Source organism: Methylococcales bacterium (assembly GCA_030949405.1).
In the GTDB taxonomy this organism is placed as follows: Bacteria; Pseudomonadota; Gammaproteobacteria; order Methylococcales; family Methylomonadaceae; genus WTBX01.
This window is the reverse complement of sequence record JAUZSN010000002.1, coordinates 2,377,833-2,399,686: the sequence shown is the minus strand read 5'-3', so window position 1 is coordinate 2,399,686 and position 21,854 is coordinate 2,377,833. Positions and strand designations below refer to the sequence as shown.

At 37.8% G+C, this 21,854-nt stretch carries 22 protein-coding genes; 17 read left to right on the top strand and 5 right to left on the bottom strand.

Annotated features, from left to right (window positions below; translation table 11 throughout):
* Positions 1-19 precede the first annotated feature (19 nt).
* The 12 genes from Q9M50_12355 (at position 20) to Q9M50_12300 (ending at position 11,325) form a co-directional block, all read left to right on the top strand.
* Positions 20-1,267: an NADP-dependent isocitrate dehydrogenase gene (locus Q9M50_12355; protein MDQ7091404.1), complete on the top strand. Its 1,248-nt coding sequence runs from the start codon at positions 20-22 to the stop codon at positions 1,265-1,267.
* A 75-nt stretch (positions 1,268-1,342) separates the two neighbouring features.
* Positions 1,343-3,415: a polyphosphate kinase 1 gene (gene ppk1 / locus Q9M50_12350; protein ID MDQ7091403.1), complete on the top strand. Its 2,073-nt coding sequence runs from the start codon at positions 1,343-1,345 to the stop codon at positions 3,413-3,415.
* A 154-nt stretch (positions 3,416-3,569) separates the two neighbouring features.
* Positions 3,570-4,940, top strand: a complete 1,371-nt coding sequence (gene glmU, locus Q9M50_12345; GenBank protein ID MDQ7091402.1) for a bifunctional UDP-N-acetylglucosamine diphosphorylase/glucosamine-1-phosphate N-acetyltransferase GlmU — start codon at positions 3,570-3,572, stop codon at positions 4,938-4,940.
* A 33-nt stretch (positions 4,941-4,973) separates the two neighbouring features.
* Positions 4,974-5,489, top strand: a complete 516-nt coding sequence (locus tag Q9M50_12340) for a CHASE2 domain-containing protein (GenBank protein MDQ7091401.1) — start codon at positions 4,974-4,976, stop codon at positions 5,487-5,489.
* 95 nt (positions 5,490-5,584) lie between these two features.
* The gene (locus Q9M50_12335) at positions 5,585-5,740 is read left to right on the top strand and encodes a hypothetical protein (GenBank protein MDQ7091400.1); all 156 of its coding nucleotides are present in this window, start codon (positions 5,585-5,587) and stop codon (positions 5,738-5,740) included.
* A gap of 166 nt (positions 5,741-5,906) precedes the next feature.
* Positions 5,907-6,671, top strand: coding sequence for a hypothetical protein (locus tag Q9M50_12330; GenBank protein MDQ7091399.1), 765 nt, complete (start codon positions 5,907-5,909; stop codon positions 6,669-6,671).
* A 2-nt stretch (positions 6,672-6,673) separates the two neighbouring features.
* Positions 6,674-7,108, top strand: coding sequence for a hypothetical protein (locus tag Q9M50_12325; GenBank protein ID MDQ7091398.1), 435 nt, complete (start codon positions 6,674-6,676; stop codon positions 7,106-7,108).
* Positions 7,109-7,255: 147 nt separating this feature from the next.
* Positions 7,256-8,428, top strand: a complete 1,173-nt coding sequence (locus Q9M50_12320) for a FecR domain-containing protein (GenBank protein ID MDQ7091397.1) — start codon at positions 7,256-7,258, stop codon at positions 8,426-8,428.
* An 81-nt stretch (positions 8,429-8,509) separates the two neighbouring features.
* On the top strand, positions 8,510-9,253 hold the full coding sequence (locus Q9M50_12315) for a cobalamin biosynthesis central domain-containing protein (GenBank protein MDQ7091396.1): 744 nt from the start codon (positions 8,510-8,512) through the stop codon (positions 9,251-9,253).
* Positions 9,250-9,645 carry a cobalamin biosynthesis protein gene (locus Q9M50_12310; protein MDQ7091395.1) on the top strand — a complete coding sequence of 132 codons (396 nt, stop codon included), beginning with the start codon at positions 9,250-9,252 and terminating at the stop codon, positions 9,643-9,645. The genes Q9M50_12315 and Q9M50_12310 overlap by 4 nt, the downstream gene beginning before the upstream one ends.
* Before the next feature lie 5 nt (positions 9,646-9,650).
* The gene (gene cobJ, locus Q9M50_12305; GenBank protein ID MDQ7091394.1) at positions 9,651-10,994 is read left to right on the top strand and encodes a precorrin-3B C(17)-methyltransferase; all 1,344 of its coding nucleotides are present in this window, start codon (positions 9,651-9,653) and stop codon (positions 10,992-10,994) included.
* The gene (locus Q9M50_12300) at positions 10,987-11,325 is read left to right on the top strand and encodes a (2Fe-2S) ferredoxin domain-containing protein (protein ID MDQ7091393.1); all 339 of its coding nucleotides are present in this window, start codon (positions 10,987-10,989) and stop codon (positions 11,323-11,325) included. The genes cobJ and Q9M50_12300 overlap by 8 nt, the downstream gene beginning before the upstream one ends.
* 65 nt (positions 11,326-11,390) lie before the next feature.
* On the opposite strand, the gene Q9M50_12295 is transcribed toward Q9M50_12300, so the two are convergent.
* The 3 genes from Q9M50_12295 to Q9M50_12285 form a co-directional block, all read right to left on the bottom strand.
* Positions 11,391-11,609, bottom strand: a complete 219-nt coding sequence (locus tag Q9M50_12295; protein MDQ7091392.1) for a cold-shock protein — start codon at positions 11,607-11,609, stop codon at positions 11,391-11,393.
* Positions 11,610-11,935: 326 nt separating this feature from the next.
* Positions 11,936-12,709, bottom strand: coding sequence for a ParA family protein (locus tag Q9M50_12290; protein ID MDQ7091391.1), 774 nt, complete (start codon positions 12,707-12,709; stop codon positions 11,936-11,938).
* Positions 12,710-12,769: 60 nt separating this feature from the next.
* Positions 12,770-13,255 (bottom strand): zinc ribbon-containing protein, encoded by a 486-nt coding sequence (locus Q9M50_12285; protein ID MDQ7091390.1) that lies wholly within the window; start codon positions 13,253-13,255, stop codon positions 12,770-12,772.
* Positions 13,256-13,339: 84 nt separating this feature from the next.
* On the opposite strand from Q9M50_12285, the gene leuS reads away from it, so the two are divergent.
* Complete coding sequence (gene leuS / locus Q9M50_12280) at positions 13,340-15,919, top strand: leucine--tRNA ligase (GenBank protein MDQ7091389.1); 2,580 nt, start codon at positions 13,340-13,342, stop codon at positions 15,917-15,919.
* A 48-nt stretch (positions 15,920-15,967) separates the two neighbouring features.
* Here leuS and Q9M50_12275 read toward each other — a convergent pair whose 3' ends face one another.
* Both Q9M50_12275 and Q9M50_12270 read right to left on the bottom strand, forming a co-directional pair.
* The gene (locus tag Q9M50_12275; protein MDQ7091388.1) at positions 15,968-16,423 is read right to left on the bottom strand and encodes a type IV pilin protein; all 456 of its coding nucleotides are present in this window, start codon (positions 16,421-16,423) and stop codon (positions 15,968-15,970) included.
* A 63-nt stretch (positions 16,424-16,486) separates the two neighbouring features.
* Positions 16,487-17,074 (bottom strand): class I SAM-dependent methyltransferase, encoded by a 588-nt coding sequence (locus Q9M50_12270; GenBank protein MDQ7091387.1) that lies wholly within the window; start codon positions 17,072-17,074, stop codon positions 16,487-16,489.
* Between the two features lie 76 nt (positions 17,075-17,150).
* Between Q9M50_12270 and purB the strand changes: the two genes are divergently transcribed.
* The 4 genes from purB to Q9M50_12250 all read left to right on the top strand — a co-directional run bounded on the left by purB (position 17,151) and on the right by Q9M50_12250 (position 21,836).
* Positions 17,151-18,524, top strand: coding sequence for an adenylosuccinate lyase (gene purB / locus Q9M50_12265; GenBank protein MDQ7091386.1), 1,374 nt, complete (start codon positions 17,151-17,153; stop codon positions 18,522-18,524).
* A gap of 99 nt (positions 18,525-18,623) precedes the next feature.
* Positions 18,624-19,778: a ribonuclease D gene (rnd, locus tag Q9M50_12260; protein ID MDQ7091385.1), complete on the top strand. Its 1,155-nt coding sequence runs from the start codon at positions 18,624-18,626 to the stop codon at positions 19,776-19,778.
* A gap of 89 nt (positions 19,779-19,867) precedes the next feature.
* Positions 19,868-20,806 (top strand): ZIP family metal transporter, encoded by a 939-nt coding sequence (locus Q9M50_12255; protein MDQ7091384.1) that lies wholly within the window; start codon positions 19,868-19,870, stop codon positions 20,804-20,806.
* Positions 20,807-20,894: 88 nt separating this feature from the next.
* Positions 20,895-21,836, top strand: coding sequence for a metallophosphoesterase (locus Q9M50_12250; GenBank protein ID MDQ7091383.1), 942 nt, complete (start codon positions 20,895-20,897; stop codon positions 21,834-21,836).
* The last annotated feature ends 18 nt before the right edge of the window (positions 21,837-21,854 follow it).

The following is a 21,854-nucleotide window of genomic DNA, read 5'->3' as shown; positions in this document are numbered from 1 at the left end:
GTATAGGTTAGGTATTATTATGATAAATAAAATTCAAGTTAAAAATCCTATTGTAGAAATAGATGGCGATGAAATGACGCGCATTATCTGGCATTTTATTAAAAATAAGTTGATATTACCTTACTTAGATTTACCCATTGAATATTACGATTTAAGTATTCAAAGTCGTGATGCTTCGGATGATCAAATTACCCTTGATGCGGCTCATGCCATTAAAAAATGGGGCGTGGGAATAAAATGCGCTACGATTACGCCTGATGAGGCGCGGGTTGACGAGTTTGACCTAAAGCGTATGTACCGCTCACCCAATGGAACATTACGTAATATTATTGGGGGGACTGTTTTTAGAGAACCGATTATTTGTAATAATGTCCCTCGTTTAGTTCCTAATTGGACAAAACCTATTTGTATTGGTCGTCATGCTTTTGGCGATCAATATCGTGCAACGGATTTTAAAACTCAAGGTAAAGGAACGCTCACCATTAGCTTTACCCCTGATGATGGTAGCGAACCACAAAGCTATGACGTGCATCATTTTGAGGGAAATGGAATTGCAATGGCGATGTATAACACCGATGAATCTATTCGAGGGTTTGCACACAGTTGTTTTAAGGTCGCCATAGCCCGACGCTGGCCTTTATATTTATCGACTAAAAATACAATTTTGAAACAATATGATGGACGTTTTAAAGCTATTTTTCAGGAAATTTATGAAACGGACTATCAATCACAATTTGAAGCATTAGGGATTGTTTACGAGCATAAATTAATTGATGATATGGTGGCAGCCGCATTAAAATGGAGTGGCGCATTTGTCTGGGCCTGTAAAAATTATGATGGGGACGTACAATCAGATACCGTTGCTCAAGGGTTTGGCTCATTAGGGCTGATGACATCGACTTTAGTTACCGCAGACGGTACTATTATGGAAGCTGAAGCCGCGCATGGTACGGTCACGCGCCATTACCGTCAGCATCAACAAGGAAACAAAACCTCAACTAATCCGATTGCTTCAATTTATGCATGGACACGAGGATTAGCCTTTCGAGGCAAGTTAGATGGCAATCAAGCCTTAATTAATTTTTGTAAAATCTTAGAAGAGGTTTGTGTTATGACCGTTGAGTCAGGGAAAATGACCAAAGATTTAGCCTTGTGTATTCATAAAGATCAGTTAAATGAAAGCCATTACTTAACCACGGAAGATTTTCTAGCGGCTTTAGATACGAATTTAAAACAACGCTTACGTTTATCCGCCACTGAACGTTAATCTTCGTTTATACCCTGAAAAATAATGCTCATGCTTAACTGTGAGAACACTCTAATCAACGCCTAAACGATCAATATGGAAACCACTGATTTAACGCAAGCTAATTTATATATTAACCGCGAACTGAGTTTATTAGAATTTAATTTACGTGTTCTAGCCGAAGCAAAAAAAGAAACGATTCCATTATTAGAACGGCTTAATTACCTATGTATTTCGTGTTCTAATTTGGATGAATTTTTTGAAGTACGCGTTGCCAGTGTTTTACAAATGGAAGCACTTGACCCCGCCGCCATAGCCATAGATGGGTTGACGGCCAATGAACAACAAGAACAAATTTCGATTAAAGCACATGAATTAGTGACCGAGCAATACAAGGTTTTAAATGAGGTACTAATCCCTCAATTAAACCAAGAAAATATTCACTTTGTTCGTCGAGGCGAATGGACACCGACTCAACATAAATGGCTCGCTAAATACTTTAACAATGAATTATTGCCTATATTGACCCCTGTAGGGCTTGATTCAGCACATCCCTTTCCCCGTATTTTAAACAAAAGTTTAAATTTTATTATTTCTTTAACGGGTAAAGATGCTTTTGGTCGTAATAGTGGGCGTGCTATTTTACAGGCACCGCGTGCCTTGCCGCGTATCATTCAATTGCCTAATGAAGAAACAGGGAGTGAGGGCTACAACTTTGTATTTTTATCCTCCATTATTCATGAATTTATTAATGAATTGTTCAATGGGATGAGTATACAAGGTTGCTATCAATTTAGAGTGACCCGAAATAGCGATCTATTTGTTGATGATGAGGCGGTTGAAGATTTAATGAATGCGGTCGAAGGCGAGTTAATGATGCGCAATTATGGCGATGAGGTTCGCTTAGAAATTGATGCAAAATCACCTGCGGAAACCACTGATTTTTTATTGGCCCGTTTTCAAATGAGCCGCTCTCATTTATACCTTGCCAATGGACCGGTTAATTTAAGTCGAATCCAATCAATTTATGGACTTATTGATCGACCTGATTTAAAATTTATCCCCTTTAAACCCTCTATCCCTCCCCAATTTGGACGTAATAAAAATATTTTTAATGCGATTAAAAAACAAGATATTTTATTACACCATCCTTATGATTCCTTTGCCCCTGTGGTTGAATTTATTCGCCAAGCGGCCAATGATCCTGATGTCTTAGCCATCAAGCAAACGTTATATAGAACAGGCGTTGACTCCCCCATTGTTAATGTTTTAATAAAAGCGGCGCGTGCAGATAAAGAAGTGACCGTGGTCATTGAATTACTTGCTCGCTTTGATGAAAAAGAAAATATAGGGCTTGCGAATAAACTTCAAGAAGCGGCAGTCCATGTCGTTTATGGGGTTGTCGGTTATAAAACCCATGCCAAAATGTGTTTAGTTTTGCGTAAGGAAGGTAAAATTTTGCGTAATTACTTGCATTTAGGAACGGGGAATTATCATCTTAAAACCGCTCGGCTTTATACCGATTATGGTTTGTTTTCGTGTGATAAAGTCTTAGGTGAAGATATTAGACGTGTTTTTGTGCAATTAACCAGCTTAGGAAAGGTCACTAAACTCAATAAATTATTACAATCACCCTTTACGTTACATACGGGGTTAATTGCAAAAATTGAACGTGAAATTGTCAATGCTCAAGCCAATAAACCCGCCTCTATTATTATTAAAGTGAATGCTATTGTTGAAGAAAAAAGTATACAAGCGTTATATCGAGCCTCTCAAGCGGGCGTTAAAATAAAATTAATTATTCGGGGTATTTGTTGTTTACGCCCAGGTATTAAAGGAATTTCAGAAAATATTGAAGTTCGTTCAATTATTGGTCGTTTTTTAGAGCATACCCGCGTTTATGCGTTTGAAAATGAAGGGAATTGGGAAGTGTATGCGGCGAGTGCCGATTTAATGAGTCGTAATTTATTTAAACGCGTTGAAACCTGCTTTCCTATTGAAAACAAAAAGTTACTTAATCGAATTTTGCATGATTTAGATTGTTATTTGAAAGATAATTCACAAGCGTGGCTATTACAAAGTGATGGCAGTTATCAACAAATAAAACGTAAAGCGAGTGATAAAGTTATTCAGGCACAAACGATCTTAATGAATGAAGTAACGACTTAGTATCCACCGCCTTAACTTTTTTCATAGCCATTGATTCAAAATGGCTTATCAAATTTATTGACACTTTTAAATGGCGATGACTTTATTAATCATTGATTCCTAAGCTTAACGGGGTTAAATAAAGCGTGTTGTCTTCAATTTCTAGGAACCTTAGATGAGTATTAAAACAATTATATTGGCCGCAGGACAGGGAAGTAGAATGCGTTCTAAATTGCCTAAAGTATTGCATAAAATTGCGGATAAGCCTTTGTTGGAACATGTTTGTAATACCAGTTCACAATTAGAAGATAATCATATCTTTGTTATCTATGGACACGGCGGCGAACAAGTAACCACCCAATTATCGGCACTTAATGTGGGTTGGATTAAACAAACCGAACAATTAGGGACGGGTCATGCGGTTCAACAAGCGGTTACAGAAATTGATGACGAGGATACCGTTTTAATTTTATACGGTGATGTGCCTTTATTAACAAAATTAACCCTCGAAACCTTACTCTTAAATGTGAGTGATCATACCTTAGCGTTGTTAACGGTTAATTTGGATAATCCTACAGGGTATGGGCGAATAATTCGTGATTCCAATCAACAGGTTATTAAAATTGTTGAACAAAAAGATGCCAGCCTAGACGAGTTAAAAATTAATGAAGGAAACACAGGAATTTTAGCCACCCAAGGGAAGAAACTTAAAGGCTGGCTGGCACGTTTAGGTAATAATAATGCTCAAGACGAGTATTATTTAACCGATGTGATTGAAATGGCAGTCAAGGATGGCTTGGAAATAAAAACCTCGCAGCCTAAAACGGTTGATGAAGTTTTGGGCATTAATAATCGCCAACAATTAAGTCATTTAGAACGCGTTTATCAGTTACAACAAGCCGCTCTACTCATGGATGCAGGCGTAACGTTGCGTGATCCCGCAAGATTAGATGTTCGAGGTGAATTTTCTCAATTAGGTCAAGATATAGACATTGATATTAATGTTATTTTTGAAGGAACAAACAGTATCGCTGATAACGTAACCATTGGTGCCAATACACTGATTATTAATTCAATTATTGAAGAAAATGTAGAAATTTTACCCCATTGCATTATTGATCATGCCCACATTGGAAAGGGCAGCCGTGTGGGGCCTTTTGCTCGCTTAAGACCCGATGCTAAATTAAATGAAAATGTTCATATTGGTAATTTTGTTGAAATAAAAAAATCAACCATTGCGTCGGGGAGTAAAGTAAATCATCTTAGTTATATTGGTGATAGCGTTGTGGGAAGTGGTGTAAATATTGGCGCAGGAACCATTACCTGTAATTATGATGGGGTTAATAAATATCAAACCATTATTGAAGATGGAGCCTTTATTGGTTCAAATACTCAGCTCGTTGCCCCGATTACGGTAGGGAAAAATGCAACGATTGGCGCAGGCTCCACGCTCACTAAAAACGCAATTGCTGATAAATTGACTTTAACACGGGCGAAACAAATTACCTTAACATCGTGGCAGCGTCCCACTAAAAAAATTAAATAGCGGCCTACTTTTTATTAAAACCTGATTAACGTTATGAACCTGATCGAAAAAATACAAAAATATTTTTGGACACTGATTGTTCTCTTTCTGGCGTTAATAATACAATTGTACTCGCCTAATTTCATTACTAAAATGCGAAATAGTTCGTATGATTTATTTCAACAACTTCATCCGCGTGTTTATCAACCCGCCCCCGTTAAAATTTTAGCCATTGATAATGAAAGTCTTGAAAAAATAGGTCAATTTCCTTGGTCAAGGCGAATTATTGCGGATCTAATCGAAAAATTAATTACATTAGAAGCCAATGTGATTGTATTTGATATGATGTTTTCAGAAAAAGACCGAACCTCCGCCGCTGAAATAGCGAAGCAATTATCAGATTACCCCGCCTTAGCTGCTCAATTAAAAAAGCTTCCTGATAATGATGATATTTTAATAGCGGCTATGAAAAAAACGAAGATTGTTACTGGTTTTATGCTAAAAGTTGGGGATAATGTGTCGCAGAATCAACCATCGGTCGTTGTGAAAATTTTAAACGCCGTCCCGTAGGTTGGCTTATTTTAAAAGGTAAAACCGAAAAAATTAAAGCGTTTGAATTATTAACGGATGAACAGTTTGAAAGCCCTTTAATTAAGAGTTACTTAATGGCTTATGAGAAAATGGAACAAGAATCGGTTGATGCTATTGATGATTTTGCTCATTTATTAACGCAATACCCTGATGACCCCTTAATTCAATATCACTATAATCGTTTGCAACAAAAACAAATAGGCTCCATTATTACCTTGGAAAGCAAATAAAAATTACCTAAAAAAATAAATTACGTTAATTTGGCAACCAACTTAAGATGGCACAAGTTGAGGTTAAGCCTCGCCCCGTAGTGTCCCGTCTTAAGTTGGTAGCCGTTAATTTCAATCGTAGCTAAAACGTCCCTTGCCATAAAATTTCCCCCTAAATACCTTAATTATGAAAAGTTATCTTTATAAAAACAGATTAACTTCGATTACCTTATTTGTCCTAATTAGCTTTTCTAAACTATTACTGGCCTCTGATGTTGATCAACTTTTAGACCAAGTAGAACAATTAATAAAATCCGACAAAATAGATGAGTCTTACAATTTATTGAACCCTATCGCAGATGATAATGCAGGAAATGCTGAATTTGATTATCTTTATGGTCTTTTATTACAAAAAATGGAGCAGTCTAATTATTCAGTTTTAGTCTTAGAGCGTGCTTTATACATGCGCCCTAATCACATTCCAACTCAAGTTGCCTTAGCCAAAAGTTATATTAGTTTAAAAGAGTATTCAAAAGCTGAAAAACTCCAAAACCAACTTCAACAAGAACAGGCAACAAAAGAAGCGGCGACTATAAAGCAATTGAGTCAACAACAAAAAGATGATGAATACAAACCCAGTTTTAAAGGGTTTATACAAACTAGTTTTTCTTATGATGATAATTTAACCAGCGGCCCTGATAGTAACTTCTTAACTATTCCGAGTGCAACTCACTTAGGTCTCGTTGCCATTGGGGATAATTTAGAAAAAGATCAGGATTTATTTTATGCCGTCAGTGGTTATCTAGGAATCAAAGTTCCCGTCGTGGAAGATTTTAAAATTGATATGGGTATTTGGGGGAGCCAACGCTTTAACCGTACCCGTCCTGATGAAGATTTGGCCTTTATGTCAAGCTGGATAGGGGGAGTTATCAATATGGTAAAAATAATTTAAATTTGAATTTTAAATATCAAAGCATTTGGATTAATAACCAACATTATCAAAATCAATACGCCGTTTTAGGGCAATGGTATCGACCTTTATTTAAAAGCAATGCGTTAGCGTTAAATTTTAATATTAGAACGACTCATCACCCTGGTTTAAAAACCTTGAATTATGATGCTTATACGTTAGGGGCTGTCTTTTATCAACAATTGCCAGGGCTATGGCATCCTATGATTTCATGGGAAGTGTACGGTGGGGAAGAAAAATTTCATAACTCAGCCACCGCTTATTTAGGTTATGCACGAGCTGGAACACGTCTTGTTGCTCATTTATATTTCAACAAGAAAAATACCTTTTTACTTCGAGGCTCGGTTGAGGATAAACATTATAAAGACACGCATACTTTTTTTTATAGGAACACGTCACGATCAAAATTATATAATTAATGGAAAATATTCCCACTTTTTATTTGATAAGAAATTAGAACTCTCTGCTGAAGGAACATGGATTTTAAATAAATCAAATATGAGTCTTTATGACTATCAGCGTAATATTTTTTCTGTGAATGCTCAATGGAATTTTTAGGATAACCGATGAAAACATCTACCACTTACTTTCTTTATATAGTCCTTATTTTTTGTTGTCAAAATGCGATGGCCGAAATTGCGGCAAACGTTATTTTTACTAAAGGTGAGGTCTTTGTTATACACTCATCAGGTGAAAAAAATGTATTGAAAAAAGGCTCGACCCTTGAACAAGGCGATACAATTGAAACTAAAGTAGGTTATTTACAATTACGTTTTACGGATGGCGGGCTTATTTCTTTTTATGATAATACAGAGTTTAAAATAGAAGATTACCATTTTTCAAAGGGGTCTGCTGGCAAGGAGAAAGCTTTTTTTCATTTTGCGAAAGGTGTCTTTAGAACCATTGTGGGTTCCATTAAAAAAGATCAATACCAAGTAAGAACGAATATTGCGTCCATAGGGACGCGTGGAACGGAATATTCAGCTAAATTAGATAATGGTTTACACATTAACGTTTTTGATGGAACCGTTATTCTTGAAAATCAAGCGGGAAATTTTTCAGTTGCGTCGGGACATTCGGCTTTAATGCCTGATATTTATTCTAGGCCTCAATTTTTAAAATTAGATAATAGAATTCAAAAATCATTATCCAATAAAAATACGCTAAAATCACAAACGCAACCATCAATTGATAGTAACACGGCACCTGAACCAGAGACCCATACACCCTCCTCTATTAATACAACAACTCCCGATGCAACAATGGATTCAGAGCCGATTTCATTGGACAATAATTTACCTCATAATAACCCCGCCCCTGTTAATACTAATCTCTTAAACAATGATTCTATACCGAGTCATGCACCAGCGCCTCGTCATAGAGAATTAGATGATTATCAAGAACCTACAAGTTCTCCAGCACCGATAACAACTACAGTACCGACTAACTCCTCTATAATAACCATAGAAAATGTTTTAAATAGTAAGATTGCACCAGAAGAGTTACCTCCCCCTGAAGCGATAGAAGTCCCTAAACCTCTTCCTATTAACGAACCCCTGCTTGAACCTGCACCCATAAATAAACCAATAGCTGCGCCTATAAATGCACCTATAGTTGCTCCTACAAATGAACCAATAGCTGCGCCCACAAATGAACTAATAGCTGCGCCCACAAATGAACCAGTAGCAGCACCTATAAGTCAACCTGCACCAACAGGAACAACACCTCCCCCAGTATAAAATGGGGGAATCTTTAAACATTATTTATTTACCTACTAATATACTAGGTTATAATGATAATTTTTTATTTGGTCTTAAGTTATGACATCATCAAGCCCTAAAATTATTCTGGTTGCGATTACTAAACACGGGGTACAACAAGTTAAATTGTTGGCAAAAAAATTACCTCATGCCGATGTGCTTGTTGCTGAAAAATTTGAGCCTCTTATGCAAGAAGTCACGAATTGTCATCGTAATTATACAGGGGCTTTTCGACATCAAATTGCTTCACTTTTTTCAGATTACGATCAAATTATATTTTTTGTCTCGCTAGGAGCCGTGGTCAGGTTAATCGCACCCCACTTAAAATCTAAAGATGAAGATCCAGGTATTATTGTGGTTGATGATGCGGGTGAATTTGTTATTCCTGTTTTATCAGGTCATGTAGGCGGGGCAAACGCTTGTGCGGAAGAGATTGCTCGTTTACTCCAAGCAACGCCTGTTTTAACAACCGCCTCTGATGTGGGCAAAACAATTCCTGTTGATATTTTAGGGCGTGAACTTGGCTGGACAGTTGAAGCACCTAAAATTAATATTACACGGGTTTCAGCTCATGTTGTTAATGAAGAACTCATCGCCTTTGTACAAGAAACAGGGGAAAAAAATTGGTGGACGCGTACAACACCGTTACCTAAAACAATTCATTTATTTGACAATTTGGACGCGGTTGATTTAACGCGTTATAAAGCTATTTTATGGGTGACAGACCGTGAGATTACAAAGGAAACATGGGATTCATTAGCGGAACGCCTCGTGGTTTATAGACCGTTGAAAAAAAAATCATGAAACTGGTTTTAGGGTTGGGTTGTGATCGAGGGACATCGCTATTAACCATCGAAACCGCCATAAATCAAGCGTTGAAATCGGCTCAACTATCACCTAATGATATTGATCACTATGCAACGATTGATAAAAAAAATGATGAACAGGCTTTCTTACAACTGGCTGAAAAATATCAACACCCGATTTCTTTTTATTCAGCGGAACAATTAGCAAAAGTGGATGTACCTAGTCCTTCTGCGGTTGTGATGAAATACATGGGAACGCCTTCGGTTTCAGAGGCGGCTGCTTTATTAGCAGCAAATGCAACGATGAAATCGTTAGTTGTCGAAAAATTTAAAATGCGTGGTGAAGATGGAAAAAATGCCACGGTTTCAATTGCTATCAAACAAACATAAATAAAATGAGTGGAAAAATATACTTAGTGGGTTTTGGTCCAGGTGCTGAAGAGCACATGAGCTATCGTGCAAAATCGGCGATTGTAGAGGCTGATATTGTGATTGGTTATACAACTTACATCAAACTGGTTAAAGAATTACTGGTGGGTAAAGAAGTTATCAAAAAGGGGATGACAGAAGAAATTGATCGCTGTATTGAAGCCTATGATCAAGCTAAATTAGGTAAAAAAGTCGCTCTTATTTCATCGGGTGATATTGGCGTTTATGGAATGGCTGGCCCCACCTATGAGGTTTTATTAAAATCAGGCTGGACTCCTGACAGTGATATTAAAGTCGAGATCATACCTGGAAGTACGGCCTTATCGGCGTGTGCCTCATTAGTAGGTGCACCTTTAACACATGATTTTTGTTCAATTTCACTTTCTGATTTATTAACGCCTTGGCCTGTTATTTCACGAAGAATAGAGGCTGCAGGTCATGCCGACTTTGTGATTGCACTTTATAATCCAAAAAGTGGTCGTCGTACCCAACAAATTGTTGAAGCACAGAAAATATTATTAAAACACCGTGCCGCTGAAACACCCGTGGCCATTGTAAAATCAGCTTATCGTCGTCGTCAATCGATTCAATTAGTCCGCTTAGATGAAATGTCAGACTGTGATATTGGCATGTTAACCACAGTTTTAATTGGTAATTCATCTACTTATTTGGAACAAGGTTTGATGATTACCCCGCGCGGTTATGCGAATAAATATGAATCGTTAACGGGAGAAACCAAAGTAGGTGAACAAGCAGGACGCTCGTTATCTATGGGATTAGAAGGCTGGGGCAACTGCTTAACTCATTATTTACAAAAAAATTCAGGGATTACGTTAGAAAAAGCCGCTGATTATTTCAAGGTCTCACTTGGTGATGTTCTTGAATCATTGGCTAAGGGTGAGGATGCGGGGGTGCATAGCGTGACTAAAGTGGCCGACAATAAATTCAATGAAGCACTGGATGAAACTAAACACTGGGGCAAATTACGCGGTATTGTAAGAGCCGAGGCGGGAACGGTCACCGAGTTATTTTTATATGGCGATGCATTTAAGCAACAGGGTGATTGGTTAAGCATTGAAAACAGTCATTTTCATTTACATGCTCATTGGAAAAATGTGGCGGCGGCTTATTTTTCTAGTCGAGATCAACAGGGTTATAGTTTAAACTTTATTGATAACCTAGGTCGTCTACTTTTTCGCGTTTCATTAATGAAGCAAGACGGCGAATTTAAGACGGAGTTATTAAAGGCTTATAACGAGGCGCGGGATAATTTAAGCCAAACTTCACAAGGAGAACACATAAATGACTGAACAACTTAAACCAAAAATGATGGATTATCATCGACATATATTGGTTTGCATTGGTGATCGGTGTACGCCTAATGGGGAAGGACAAGCTATCTACGATCAACTTAAAAACAAGTTTGAAGCGGCGGGCATTCATCAAGGGGCCTTACGAGTAAAAAAAACACGCGCGACCTGTTTTGGAACATGTAAGTTCGGACCGTTACTTTGCGTACAACCTGATGGAGTTTGGTATTACAATGTAACTATTGATAAACTAGATAGAATCATCAACGAACATTTATTAAATAATAAGCCCGTTTTAGAGTGGGTTTATTATCAAAATCAAATTAAATAATCTAGCTCATAAAAAAATGCCATACAGATACACCGTATGGCATTTTTTGTTAAGCGTTTTAGCGTTTACTCAGGTTCTACATTTTCAGCTTGTAACCCTTTTTGTCCTTGGACGACTTCCATGGATACATTTTGTCCTTCAACTAAGCTTTTACGCCCACCATTAGCATTTTCAGTAATTGCACTATAATGTACGAAAACATCAGTTTCATCATCTTGAGCAATAAAACCAAAACCTTTCTCATCATTAAACCACTTAACTGTACCTGTGACTCGTTCTGCCATTTTTGTTCTCTTGTTGGTTGTTAGTATAAGCTAACGTTATAAATATATTTATCTTAATCTTAATAAAGCAGGTACTTCTGGGTAATGATTTTACTCGTTTACTTTCTATTTACCACTTAAAATTTCCGAGTGGATATAACATCTTACCGTGCTGTATTGCGAACTATTTTACACCTTATAAATTTTAGAACAAACGAAAAGGTGATTTTAGCTGTTAATTATAATTATTTAGCCTAGAGAATAGTTACTCTTATATCATATATTTCAACGACTTATATTGATGATAAGCCATTTTGAAAACATGTTTTTTTTAAAGTTGAATTTATTTAGGCGGTAATTTCTGCATATAAGGCTTTAAATTCATCGGTTAATTTATGATTAGGGGCATAATGAATTAAAGGTTGTGCATAAGTATGAGATTCTCTCACTTTCACTGACGGTGATATTTTACTTTTTAGCACAGGATGCCCCATTTTAATCAACTCTTCTACCAATTGTGCGGGTAAATTGGCTTGTTTTTGAAATTGATTGACAACAATCCCTTCTATTTCTAATTTTTCATTATGATCTGCTTTGACTTCCGCTAACGCTTGCATAAGTGAGTAAAGTGCGTCCTTAGCAAAGGCATCACAATCAAAAGGGATTAAACATTTATCCGCTGCAATCAAAGCCGATTGGCTGTAAAAATTAAGTACAGGGGGAGTATCAATAAAAATATCATCAAATCCCTCTAAGGTATCTAAGCCTTCTTTAAGCTTAAATATTTTATAACGTGATTCTAAACGCCCATGTAAGGGTTCTAAATCAGGATGGGCAGGAATAACAAATAAATTAGAAAAAGGGGTCTCTTGAACCAGACTACTAAGCTCTAACCCCTGACCTCCAAATAAGCCTAAACTGAGTGAGTCTTTAAAAAAAAGAGCAATCGACTTGTCGGAATTAGTTTCTTTTTTTCCTAATAAGTACTGAGTTGCATTCCCTTGTATATCAAGATCTATAACCAATGTTCGTCGGCCTTCAGCTGCACTAATAGCCGCTAAATTACAGGTAATGGTCGATTTCCCTACGCCGCCTTTTTGATTAAAAATAACCCTTCGCATTATGATTCCTCATTAAATCAATTAGATAGTCTTGGCATTATAAGCTCTCGACAAGCAATATCAACTGCGAACAAAAACTTTTGCTTGGCAATGAGGACAGGCAGGAATCTCACTGGTTGATTTAAACGCAATTTCCTTTTCACAAGCCTCACACATTAATGTACCTGGACTTGTAATATCACCACTATGATAAGGATGATATTTATTTGCTTGTTGGCCTATTTTTTCTAATTCTAATCGTGTTTTGTCGGCTAAACTAATAAAGGCATCGAATGCAAAATTTTCAATTAAATCAATATCAAATTTGAGCCAAGCCGATAAATTTTCTTCTTTTTTTTCTACATTAACCGCGACATGATCTATATCACGAGTTAAGGCATCGGCAATATGAGTTATTTCTTCTTGCGTTAACCCACCTAATCCACTTAGCTTTTCTTTCGCAATGTCTAAAGCATCTGCCGTAGAATGCAAGGTATCATCCATTGCTTCATATAAATGCTCGATTAGCGTGTTATAAGCTTCAATTAATTTAGTATTTCTACTCATTTGTTCGGTCTCCATTGAAAATCTCCCTTTAGATTTAAGTAACACTGCGGTATTCTAACTCTTTTGAGCGATAAAAGACGAGACATGGAAGAAAATTATCAACCCTCGATTATAGAGAATCAGGCGCAAACGGCGTGGGAACAAAGCGGTGTTTTCAATGCTACCGAAGAGAGTGACAAAGAAAAATACTATTGTTTATCCATGTTTCCTTACCCGAGTGGCAAGCTGCACATGGGGCATGTTCGCAATTACACCATTGGCGATGTTATTAGCCGTTATCAACGGATGCTGGGTAAAAATGTCATGCAGCCGATGGGTTGGGATGCCTTTGGTTTACCTGCCGAAAATGCGGCGATGAAACACGGCGTACATCCTAGCGAGTGGACGTATGAAAATATTGATTATATGCGCGACCAACTGAAAGAATTAGGCTTTGCCTATGACTGGTCTCGTGAATTTGCGACCTGTGATCCCAGTTATTATCGTTGGGAACAATGGTTTTTTCTACGTTTATTAAAAAAAGGCTTAGTCTATAAAAAAACGGCCCCTGTTAATTGGTGTCCGCATGATGCAACCGTATTAGCCAATGAACAAGTGATTGATGGCTGTTGTTGGCGATGTGATACGGCGGTTGAGCGGAAAGAAATTTCGCAATGGTTTTTAAAAATTACGGCCTATGGGGATGAATTATTAGCGGATTTAGAAAAACTGGACGACTGGCCTGAGCAAGTTAAAACCATGCAGGCTAACTGGATTGGTCGCTCAGAAGGTTTGGAAATGGATTTTGCAGTGGCAGGCATGGATGATTTGCGTATTTATACCACTCGTCCTGATACCTTAATGGGCGTGACTTATTTAGCGGTTGCCTCTGAACATCCTTTAGCTCAAAAAGCCGTTGAATCCAAACCTGAGTTAGCCCCGTTTATTCATGACTGCAAAACGATGGAATCCTCGGAAGCGGCGATGGAAACCATGGAAAAGCGCGGGGTTGATTCGGGTATAGTTGCAACGCATCCGATTACAGGTGAACACGTTCCTGTTTGGATCGCCAACTTTGTGTTAATGAGCTATGGTACGGGGGCGGTGATGGCTGTTCCTGCTCATGACCAACGCGATTATGAATTTGCAACGACCTATAATATCCCGATTAAACAGGTTATTTATACGGCCAGTGATGAAGATGACAGCATTGCCGAACAAGCGTTTACCGCAAAAGGAATCTTAAAAAATTCAGGTGAATTTGATCGTTTAAGCTCTGACGAGGCTTTTAATGCGATTGCAGATAAACTTGAAAATGAACAAAAAGGAAATCGCAAAACTAATTTTCGCTTGCGTGATTGGGGCGTGTCTCGCCAACGTTATTGGGGCGCACCGATTCCTATTATTTATTGTGATGAGTGCGGCACCGTGGCTGTTCCTGATGAACAATTACCCGTTGAATTACCCAAGGATGTGGTTTTAGATGGCACCTCCTCTTTAACAACACACCCTACTTTTTCTCATGTTGATTGCCCGCAATGTGGTAAAGCAGCAAGACGTGAAACTGATACCTTCGATACCTTTATGGAATCCTCTTGGTATTTTGCGCGTTTTGCCAGTCCTAATGCGGATAGTATGTTGGATGAAAGTGCGAAATATTGGTTGCCAGTCGATCAATATATAGGCGGCATTGAACACGCCATTTTGCATCTATTGTATGCGCGTTTTTATACTAAATTATTACGCGATGAAGGCTTAATTGTTTCGGATGAGCCGTTTAAACGTTTGTTAACGCAAGGGATGGTGGTTGCCGAAACCTATTATCAATTAAATGAAAGTGGACAAAAACATTATTTTAATCCGACTGAGGTGGACGTTGAAAAGGATGATAAAGGCAAAGTCATTGCTGCAAAATCATTAGCGGATGGTTCTAGTGTGATTATCGGCCCTATTGAAAAAATGTCGAAATCTAAAAATAATGGCATTGATCCGCAAGCATTAATCAATAAATATGGCGCGGATACGGTTCGATTGTATACCATGTTTACCTCACCGCCAGAGCAATCTTTAGAATGGAATGATGCGGGTGTTGAAGGCGCGTATCGGTTTCTCAAACGGTTATGGCGACAAGCGTATTTACATATTAGCCAAAACTTAACGATTATCTCCTTAGATAACAATAGTTTAACCGATAATGAAAAAAACCTACGTCGCCAATTGCATCAAACCTTAGAAAAAGTCAGCGATGATTTAGGTCGGCGTTATACCTTTAATACCGCGATTGCCGCGAATATGGAATTACTTAATAACCTAACGAAATTTAAAGGCGATAGCGCTAATGCCCATGCCATTCGTCAGGAAATTTTAGAAGCGATTAGCTTAATGTTAGCTCCTATTGTTCCTCATATTTGTCGACAACTCTGGTTAGATTTAGGTCACGAGAGTGATGTCGTGAGTGAATCTTTTCCTCGCTTTGATAAAGCTGCGATGACTCAAGATGCAATGACAATTATTGTGCAAGTTAATGGAAAATTAAGAGGTAAATTAGAGATTCCTATCGACACCCCCAAAGAGCAGATTGAAACGTTAGCTTTAGCCAATGAACAGATTCAAAAATTTATAGCGGATAAAGCTATTAAAAAAGTGATTGTTGTTCCTAAGAAATTAGTTAATATCGTCGTTTAAAAATATAACCCTATCAGAACCTAAAGACGGCTTTTGATAGGGTTTTTTTTAAGGATTTAGCCAACAATCTTCATGAGTCGCATTTTTATGCCCATCCTGATCCAACGTAAAACTGGTGCAATAGGCATCATTTTTAATCGGTACCGCGAGTAACGTATAGGATTTTTTGGCCTCTATTTCAGCGGTTGCCGCCGTTGGCGTTAAAATAGTTAACGAATAATGCCCCGCAGGCGATAACGCACTATAAACAAGCTTATAACCCTTTACAGGATCACAACTCATGGTGGTTGAACTGATCGCCGTTGCATATTGTGGGCAATTTTTTCTAAATGATTTTTGAGCGTATTGCAACCCTTCTAACCCTGCTTGAGCATCAGGACGCTTTTCTTTTGAAATTTTTTCCTGATAAGCGGGAGAATTAAGCGCAACTAAAACAGCAATAATAATCGCTACAATTAATAATTCAATTAAAGTAAATCCAGATGATTTTTTATGGGTCACCATTGTTTTATACCTCCTCTTACTATTTTTTATCATGCCTAAATTATAGCCCTTATTGGGTTCTGTTTAGGTAATCGTCAATAATTTTTTTTGAATCACAAAAAGTTGAGGGGCGGTCGCCTTCGGTTGAATGCTCTCAATAATCTCAACGCTAAATTTTTTCGGTAACTGTTGACACCAATTTGTAACTTGAAACGTTTCTTCATTACCGCCTGAATGGCCAGGGTACGCTAAAATAGTTATCATTCCTAACGGTGCCAGTAATAAAATAGACTTTTCTAAAGCCATTAATGTGGTCGCCGTTAAGGTTATGATCTGCTTATCTGACCGAGGTAAATAACCTAAATTAAACATAATGGCTTTAATACGCCCGTGGTTAGAACAAGGAATATGGGTGTCCATCGTTTCATGTCCTGCATGAATTAATGAAACATGCGTTGCTAGATCGGCTTGCTGGAGACGTTTCTCGGTTGCCTCTATCGCTATTTTTTGTAGATCAAAACTATAAACCCGGCCTAACGGTGCCACTTGTTCCGCTAAAAACAAACTGTCATGGCCATTGCCACAGGTTGCATCAATAACATGATCCCCTAGATTGAGAATGGATTTTAAACGTTGATGGGCTTGTTGTGCTAAAGACGGTAAATGAGACATAGATAGGTTGAGTCAGTATTTTTAGGTTAAAATAGAACATATTTTTCGTCCCCTATTTTAAACATTTTATAAATTTATGTCACATTCATCACTTACGGCAATCTCCCCTATTGATGGTCGCTATCGCGGCAAAGTTGAAGCGTTACGTCCTATTTTTAGTGAGTATGGGTTAATTCGTTCGCGTGTCGAAGTTGAAGTTCGTTGGCTTCAAGCCTTAGCGGACCATTCTCAAATAATAGAAGTTCCCCCGTTTACAGACGCGGCGCTGACCTATTTAAATACACTGGTGAGTGATTTTTCAGAAGCCGATGCACTCCGCGTTAAAACCATTGAGGCGACGACAAATCACGATGTAAAGGCGGTTGAATATTTTTTAAAAGAAAAAGTAGCTGATTCTGCGGAACTGGCTGCTATTAGCGAATTTTTTCATTTTGCTTGCACCTCAGAAGATATTAATAACCTTTCCTACGCGCTTATGTTAAAAGCGGGGCGTGAGGTTATGCTGCCACAAATGACGGAATGTATGGCGGCCATCCATAAAACATCACAAGAAACGGCTTCGCAAGCGATGCTATCACGGACGCATGGGCAATCAGCAACGCCCTCAACCGTAGGTAAAGAGTTTGCAAACACGGTGGCTCGATTAAGCCGTCAACACCAACAATTTTCTCAAGTTGACTTATTAGGCAAAATTAATGGCGCGGTGGGTAACTATAATGCACACAGTGTGGCTTATCCTGATATAGACTGGGTGGTTTTTGCTCAAAACTTTGTGGAATCGTTAGGCTTGCAATTTAACCCTTACACCACACAAATTGAACCCCATGATTATATTGCTGAATATTTTCATGTGTTATCCCGCTTTAATACTATTTTGTTAGATTTTAACCGCGATATATGGGGTTATATTTCATTAGGTTACTTTAAACAAAAAACGATTAAAGGCGAAGTCGGTTCGTCAACCATGCCGCATAAAGTCAACCCCATTGATTTTGAAAATTCGGAAGGAAACTTAGGGATTGCTAATGCTGTTTTTCAATTTTTAGCGGAAAAATTACCTGTTTCTCGTTGGCAACGTGATTTAACTGACTCAACGGTTTTAAGAAATATTGGGGTGGGGATTGCACATACCAGTATTGCGTTGCAATCAACCCTAAAAGGAATGTCTAAATTAGAATTGAATCCTCGCGTCATTGAGGCCGATTTAGAGGCTAATTGGGAAGTATTGGCAGAACCTGTACAAACCGTAATGCGTCGTTATGGGGTTGAAAAACCCTATGAGAAATTAAAAGAACTCACTCGGGGTCAACGAATTACGGCCAAGGCCATGCAAGATTTTGTCCAAAACTTAGACATTCCAACGCCTGCTAAGGAAGAGTTATTGAAACTCACCCCACAGACGTACACTGGCTATGCGGAGCAATTAACCCACAAAAATTCTTTTAAATAGTTGTAGTCTTTATAATATTGCCTACGTAGGATGGCTTATAGCCTATCTTACGTAGCTAAATATCGGTTTTTCCTAAATTCAATATAAGATTAAGTAGTCATGACTTCAATTCAATATATAGATACCCCTCAACAGTTAGAAGAATTATGCCAAAAAATTAGTAAGGCATCGTGGTTAGCCTTAGATACTGAATTTTTAAGAGAAAAAACCTATTACCCAAAATTTTGTCTATTACAAATCGCAACTCCTGATTGGGTCGCCTGTATCGACCCTATCACACTTGATGATTTAACCCCCCTTTTTGATGCGATTTATAATCCTGACATTATTAAAGTTTTTCATTCATGCCGACAAGATTTAGAAATTTTTTATCAATTAACAGGTAAAATTCCAACGCCTTTATTTGATACTCAAATTGCCGCCCCTTTATTAGGCATACAAGAAAATCCAGGCTATGCCATGCTGGTTTCTACGTTTCTAAATATTAATCTTAATAAAGCCTATACCCGTACTGATTGGAGTCTGCGGCCTTTAAGCCCTGAGCAATTGCAGTATGCTGCCGATGATGTCATTTATTTATGTCAAATTTATGACATCATGCGGGCGAAGCTCACCGAATTACAGCGATTTGATTGGTTAAAAGGCGATTTTGAGTTTCTTAAAAATCCTGATATTTATGAAGTAAAACCTGAAAATGCCTGGTTAAAAATTAAAGGGAAAAACAAGCTTACGGGAAAACAGCTTTCCATTATTCAACACTTAACCAAATGGCGTGAACAGCAAGCGCAATCGGAAGATAAGCCTAAAAACTGGTTGGTTCGTGATGATTTGTTAATTGAATTAGCTAAATTACAACCGACAACGGTTAAAGAATTAGCAAATGTACGCAATATTAATGATCGTTTAGTCCATCGGCATGGAAATACCTTATGTCAATTAATTATTGAGGCCAAAAATAACACGGTGAGTCCATTAAAAGAGGATGGCAAAGGGGTTAAGAAAACACAGCAACAAGAAGCCATTTTAGATGTATTAACCGCCATAGTTAGAGTAAGAGCGGAAGAAAATTTAATCAACCCCGTTATTTTAGCCCCTCGAAAAGAATTAGAAAAATTACTTTTTAACGATCAAAACTGCCAATTACTAACAGGCTGGCGTTTTGGTTTAATTGGCTGTGAATTAGAGGCGTTATTATCAGGTCATTACTCATTAAAACTGAATAGAGAAAATATTTCTATTGATAATATCCTTTAACCCTCGTTAGATGGGGGCTGATTGAAATGCAAATTTTTGATGCTTTAGCTATAATAGATAGCCTTTAGTTTGAGCTTAAGGCAACAACAATGACAACACGACAAATTCTACAAACTTTTTGTGAAACACGGTGTGCATCGGTACAAAACCACCCGCAGTATCAAAAAATTATGGCCTTGCCTAAACAACAACGCTGGGCCGTCTTGGCGAGTCTTTTTTTACTTTCCCAAGTTGTCGTCTTTGGCTTCTTATATTTAGCGTTTGGAAAAATTGTTGTTATTGGATTTTTTGCCAGTATTTTATCAGGACTTGCAACAGGAGTGGGTGCGTTACCCGCTTTATTTTTAAAGGATATTTCTGATCGCGTTTTTAATAGCTTACTCGGCGCGGCAGCGGGGGTTATGCTAGCGGCAACGGCTTTTTCGCTTATTATTCCTGGAATGGAATTTGGCAATAGTATTTGGCCAGGAAAGGGATTATGGATTGTTTCGATAGGGATGTTAATGGGGGCGTTGTTTTTACATTTTGCGGACCGAAAATTACCGCATTTACATTTTGAAACAGAAAATGCGCTTCATTCCGAATCCTTACAGAAAATTAGCCTTTTTATCATTGCAATTACCATTCATAATTTCCCAGAAGGGATGTCTGTGGGTGTTAGCTATGGTTCAGGGGATTTAAATAATGGTTTAGTTTTATCGATCGCCATTGCCTTACAAAACATTCCAGAAGGGCTAGCGGTTGCCTTACCTTTAGTGGGTTTAGGTTACAATAAATGGAAAGCAGTCGGCATTGCTACGTTAACGGGACTTGTTGAGCCTGTTGGAGGTTTATTGGGCATTACTATGGTGACGGTTTTCACTCCCATTTTACCGCTTGCAATGGGATTTGCCGCAGGAGCCATGCTCTTTGTCATCAGTGAAGAAATTATTCCTGAAACGCATTCAAAAGGTCGCTCTCGCTATGCCACTTTTTCGTTAATGGGCGGGTTTATTTTAATGATGTTACTTGATAATTTATTAGGCTAAAACCCTAGTGAAAAATAACAATGGAATAACCTATTAGAACACAAGGGGCTTTAGGTTCACCCCTCTTATTTCTCAAAATTTACAGACTATGACAATAACGCATTATGACCTCATTGGTGATATTCACGGTCAGGCAGAAAAACTGATTAACTTGTTACAAAAACTAGGCTATCAACAACAGGAAGGCGTTTATCAGAAACCACAGCATCAAGTCATTTTTGTAGGTGACTTTATTGATCGAGGTTTGCAAGAAAAAAAAGTATTGACGATTGTTCGTGCCATGATAGAAGCCAATCATGCCCAAGCCGTAATGGGAAATCATGAGTTTAATGCTATTTGTTACCATAGTAAGGATAATCAAGGAAATTATTTACGTCCCCATACTAAAAATAATACCCAGCAGCATCAACACTTCTTAAATGAATATCCCCTTGATGGTCTCGAGACTAAAGCGGTCATTAACTGGTTTAAAACGCTGCCTTTATTTTTAGAACTAGCTGATTTTAGAGTCATTCATGCTTGCTGGGATGAAGGGCTTATTAAGAAACTAAAGCCCTTGTTAACTGCAAATAATTGTTTGAAATCGGAAGATTATCAACGTGCTTGTGAAAAAAATTCATTTTTTTATAATACCTTAGAAACATTATTAAAAGGCCCCGAATTAGTGTTACCTAATAATAAATTATTTACCGATAAAGAGGGGACAGCAAGGCGTAAAGTACGGGTTCGGTGGTGGCAAAATGTATTACTAACGTATAGGCAAGCCGCAGTTGGCTCTGAAAAAGATCGACGTAGCCTTTCTAACGAGAAATTATTAGATAAAAACAATCCCATTGCGCTCTATCCTAACCAAGCCATCCCTGTTTTTTTTGGACATTATTGGTTTTCAGGAACACCTGAAATTGCAAGTCATAATGCCGTTTGTCTTGATTATTCTGCGGCAACGCAGGGTTTTTTAATCGGCTACCGACTTGATATGACCGAAAAAAAATCATTAAGTAATAAAAATTTTTATCAAAGTGATATTTAATCATAAGGTTTTATCGAT

Coding starts and splice junctions, on each gene's coding strand:
- Q9M50_12330 (MDQ7091399.1), top strand. CDS start 5,907: ATGAAAAGTTATCTTTATAAAAACAGATTAACTTCGATTACCTTATTT.
- Q9M50_12355 (MDQ7091404.1), top strand. CDS start 20: ATGATAAATAAAATTCAAGTTAAAAATCCTATTGTAGAAATAGATGGC.
- purB (MDQ7091386.1), top strand. CDS start 17,151: ATGTCACATTCATCACTTACGGCAATCTCCCCTATTGATGGTCGCTAT.
- Q9M50_12270 (MDQ7091387.1), bottom strand. CDS start 17,074: ATGTCTCATTTACCGTCTTTAGCACAACAAGCCCATCAACGTTTAAAA.
- cobJ (MDQ7091394.1), top strand. CDS start 9,651: ATGAGTGGAAAAATATACTTAGTGGGTTTTGGTCCAGGTGCTGAAGAG.
- Q9M50_12255 (MDQ7091384.1), top strand. CDS start 19,868: ATGACAACACGACAAATTCTACAAACTTTTTGTGAAACACGGTGTGCA.
- Q9M50_12300 (MDQ7091393.1), top strand. CDS start 10,987: ATGACTGAACAACTTAAACCAAAAATGATGGATTATCATCGACATATA.
- glmU (MDQ7091402.1), top strand. CDS start 3,570: ATGAGTATTAAAACAATTATATTGGCCGCAGGACAGGGAAGTAGAATG.
- leuS (MDQ7091389.1), top strand. CDS start 13,340: ATGGAAGAAAATTATCAACCCTCGATTATAGAGAATCAGGCGCAAACG.
- Q9M50_12295 (MDQ7091392.1), bottom strand. CDS start 11,609: ATGGCAGAACGAGTCACAGGTACAGTTAAGTGGTTTAATGATGAGAAA.
- Q9M50_12310 (MDQ7091395.1), top strand. CDS start 9,250: ATGAAACTGGTTTTAGGGTTGGGTTGTGATCGAGGGACATCGCTATTA.
- Q9M50_12340 (MDQ7091401.1), top strand. CDS start 4,974: ATGAACCTGATCGAAAAAATACAAAAATATTTTTGGACACTGATTGTT.
- Q9M50_12315 (MDQ7091396.1), top strand. CDS start 8,510: ATGACATCATCAAGCCCTAAAATTATTCTGGTTGCGATTACTAAACAC.
- Q9M50_12285 (MDQ7091390.1), bottom strand. CDS start 13,255: ATGAGTAGAAATACTAAATTAATTGAAGCTTATAACACGCTAATCGAG.
- Q9M50_12290 (MDQ7091391.1), bottom strand. CDS start 12,709: ATGCGAAGGGTTATTTTTAATCAAAAAGGCGGCGTAGGGAAATCGACC.
- Q9M50_12335 (MDQ7091400.1), top strand. CDS start 5,585: ATGGCTTATGAGAAAATGGAACAAGAATCGGTTGATGCTATTGATGAT.
- Q9M50_12275 (MDQ7091388.1), bottom strand. CDS start 16,423: ATGGTGACCCATAAAAAATCATCTGGATTTACTTTAATTGAATTATTA.
- Q9M50_12320 (MDQ7091397.1), top strand. CDS start 7,256: ATGAAAACATCTACCACTTACTTTCTTTATATAGTCCTTATTTTTTGT.
- Q9M50_12250 (MDQ7091383.1), top strand. CDS start 20,895: ATGACAATAACGCATTATGACCTCATTGGTGATATTCACGGTCAGGCA.
- ppk1 (MDQ7091403.1), top strand. CDS start 1,343: ATGGAAACCACTGATTTAACGCAAGCTAATTTATATATTAACCGCGAA.
- rnd (MDQ7091385.1), top strand. CDS start 18,624: ATGACTTCAATTCAATATATAGATACCCCTCAACAGTTAGAAGAATTA.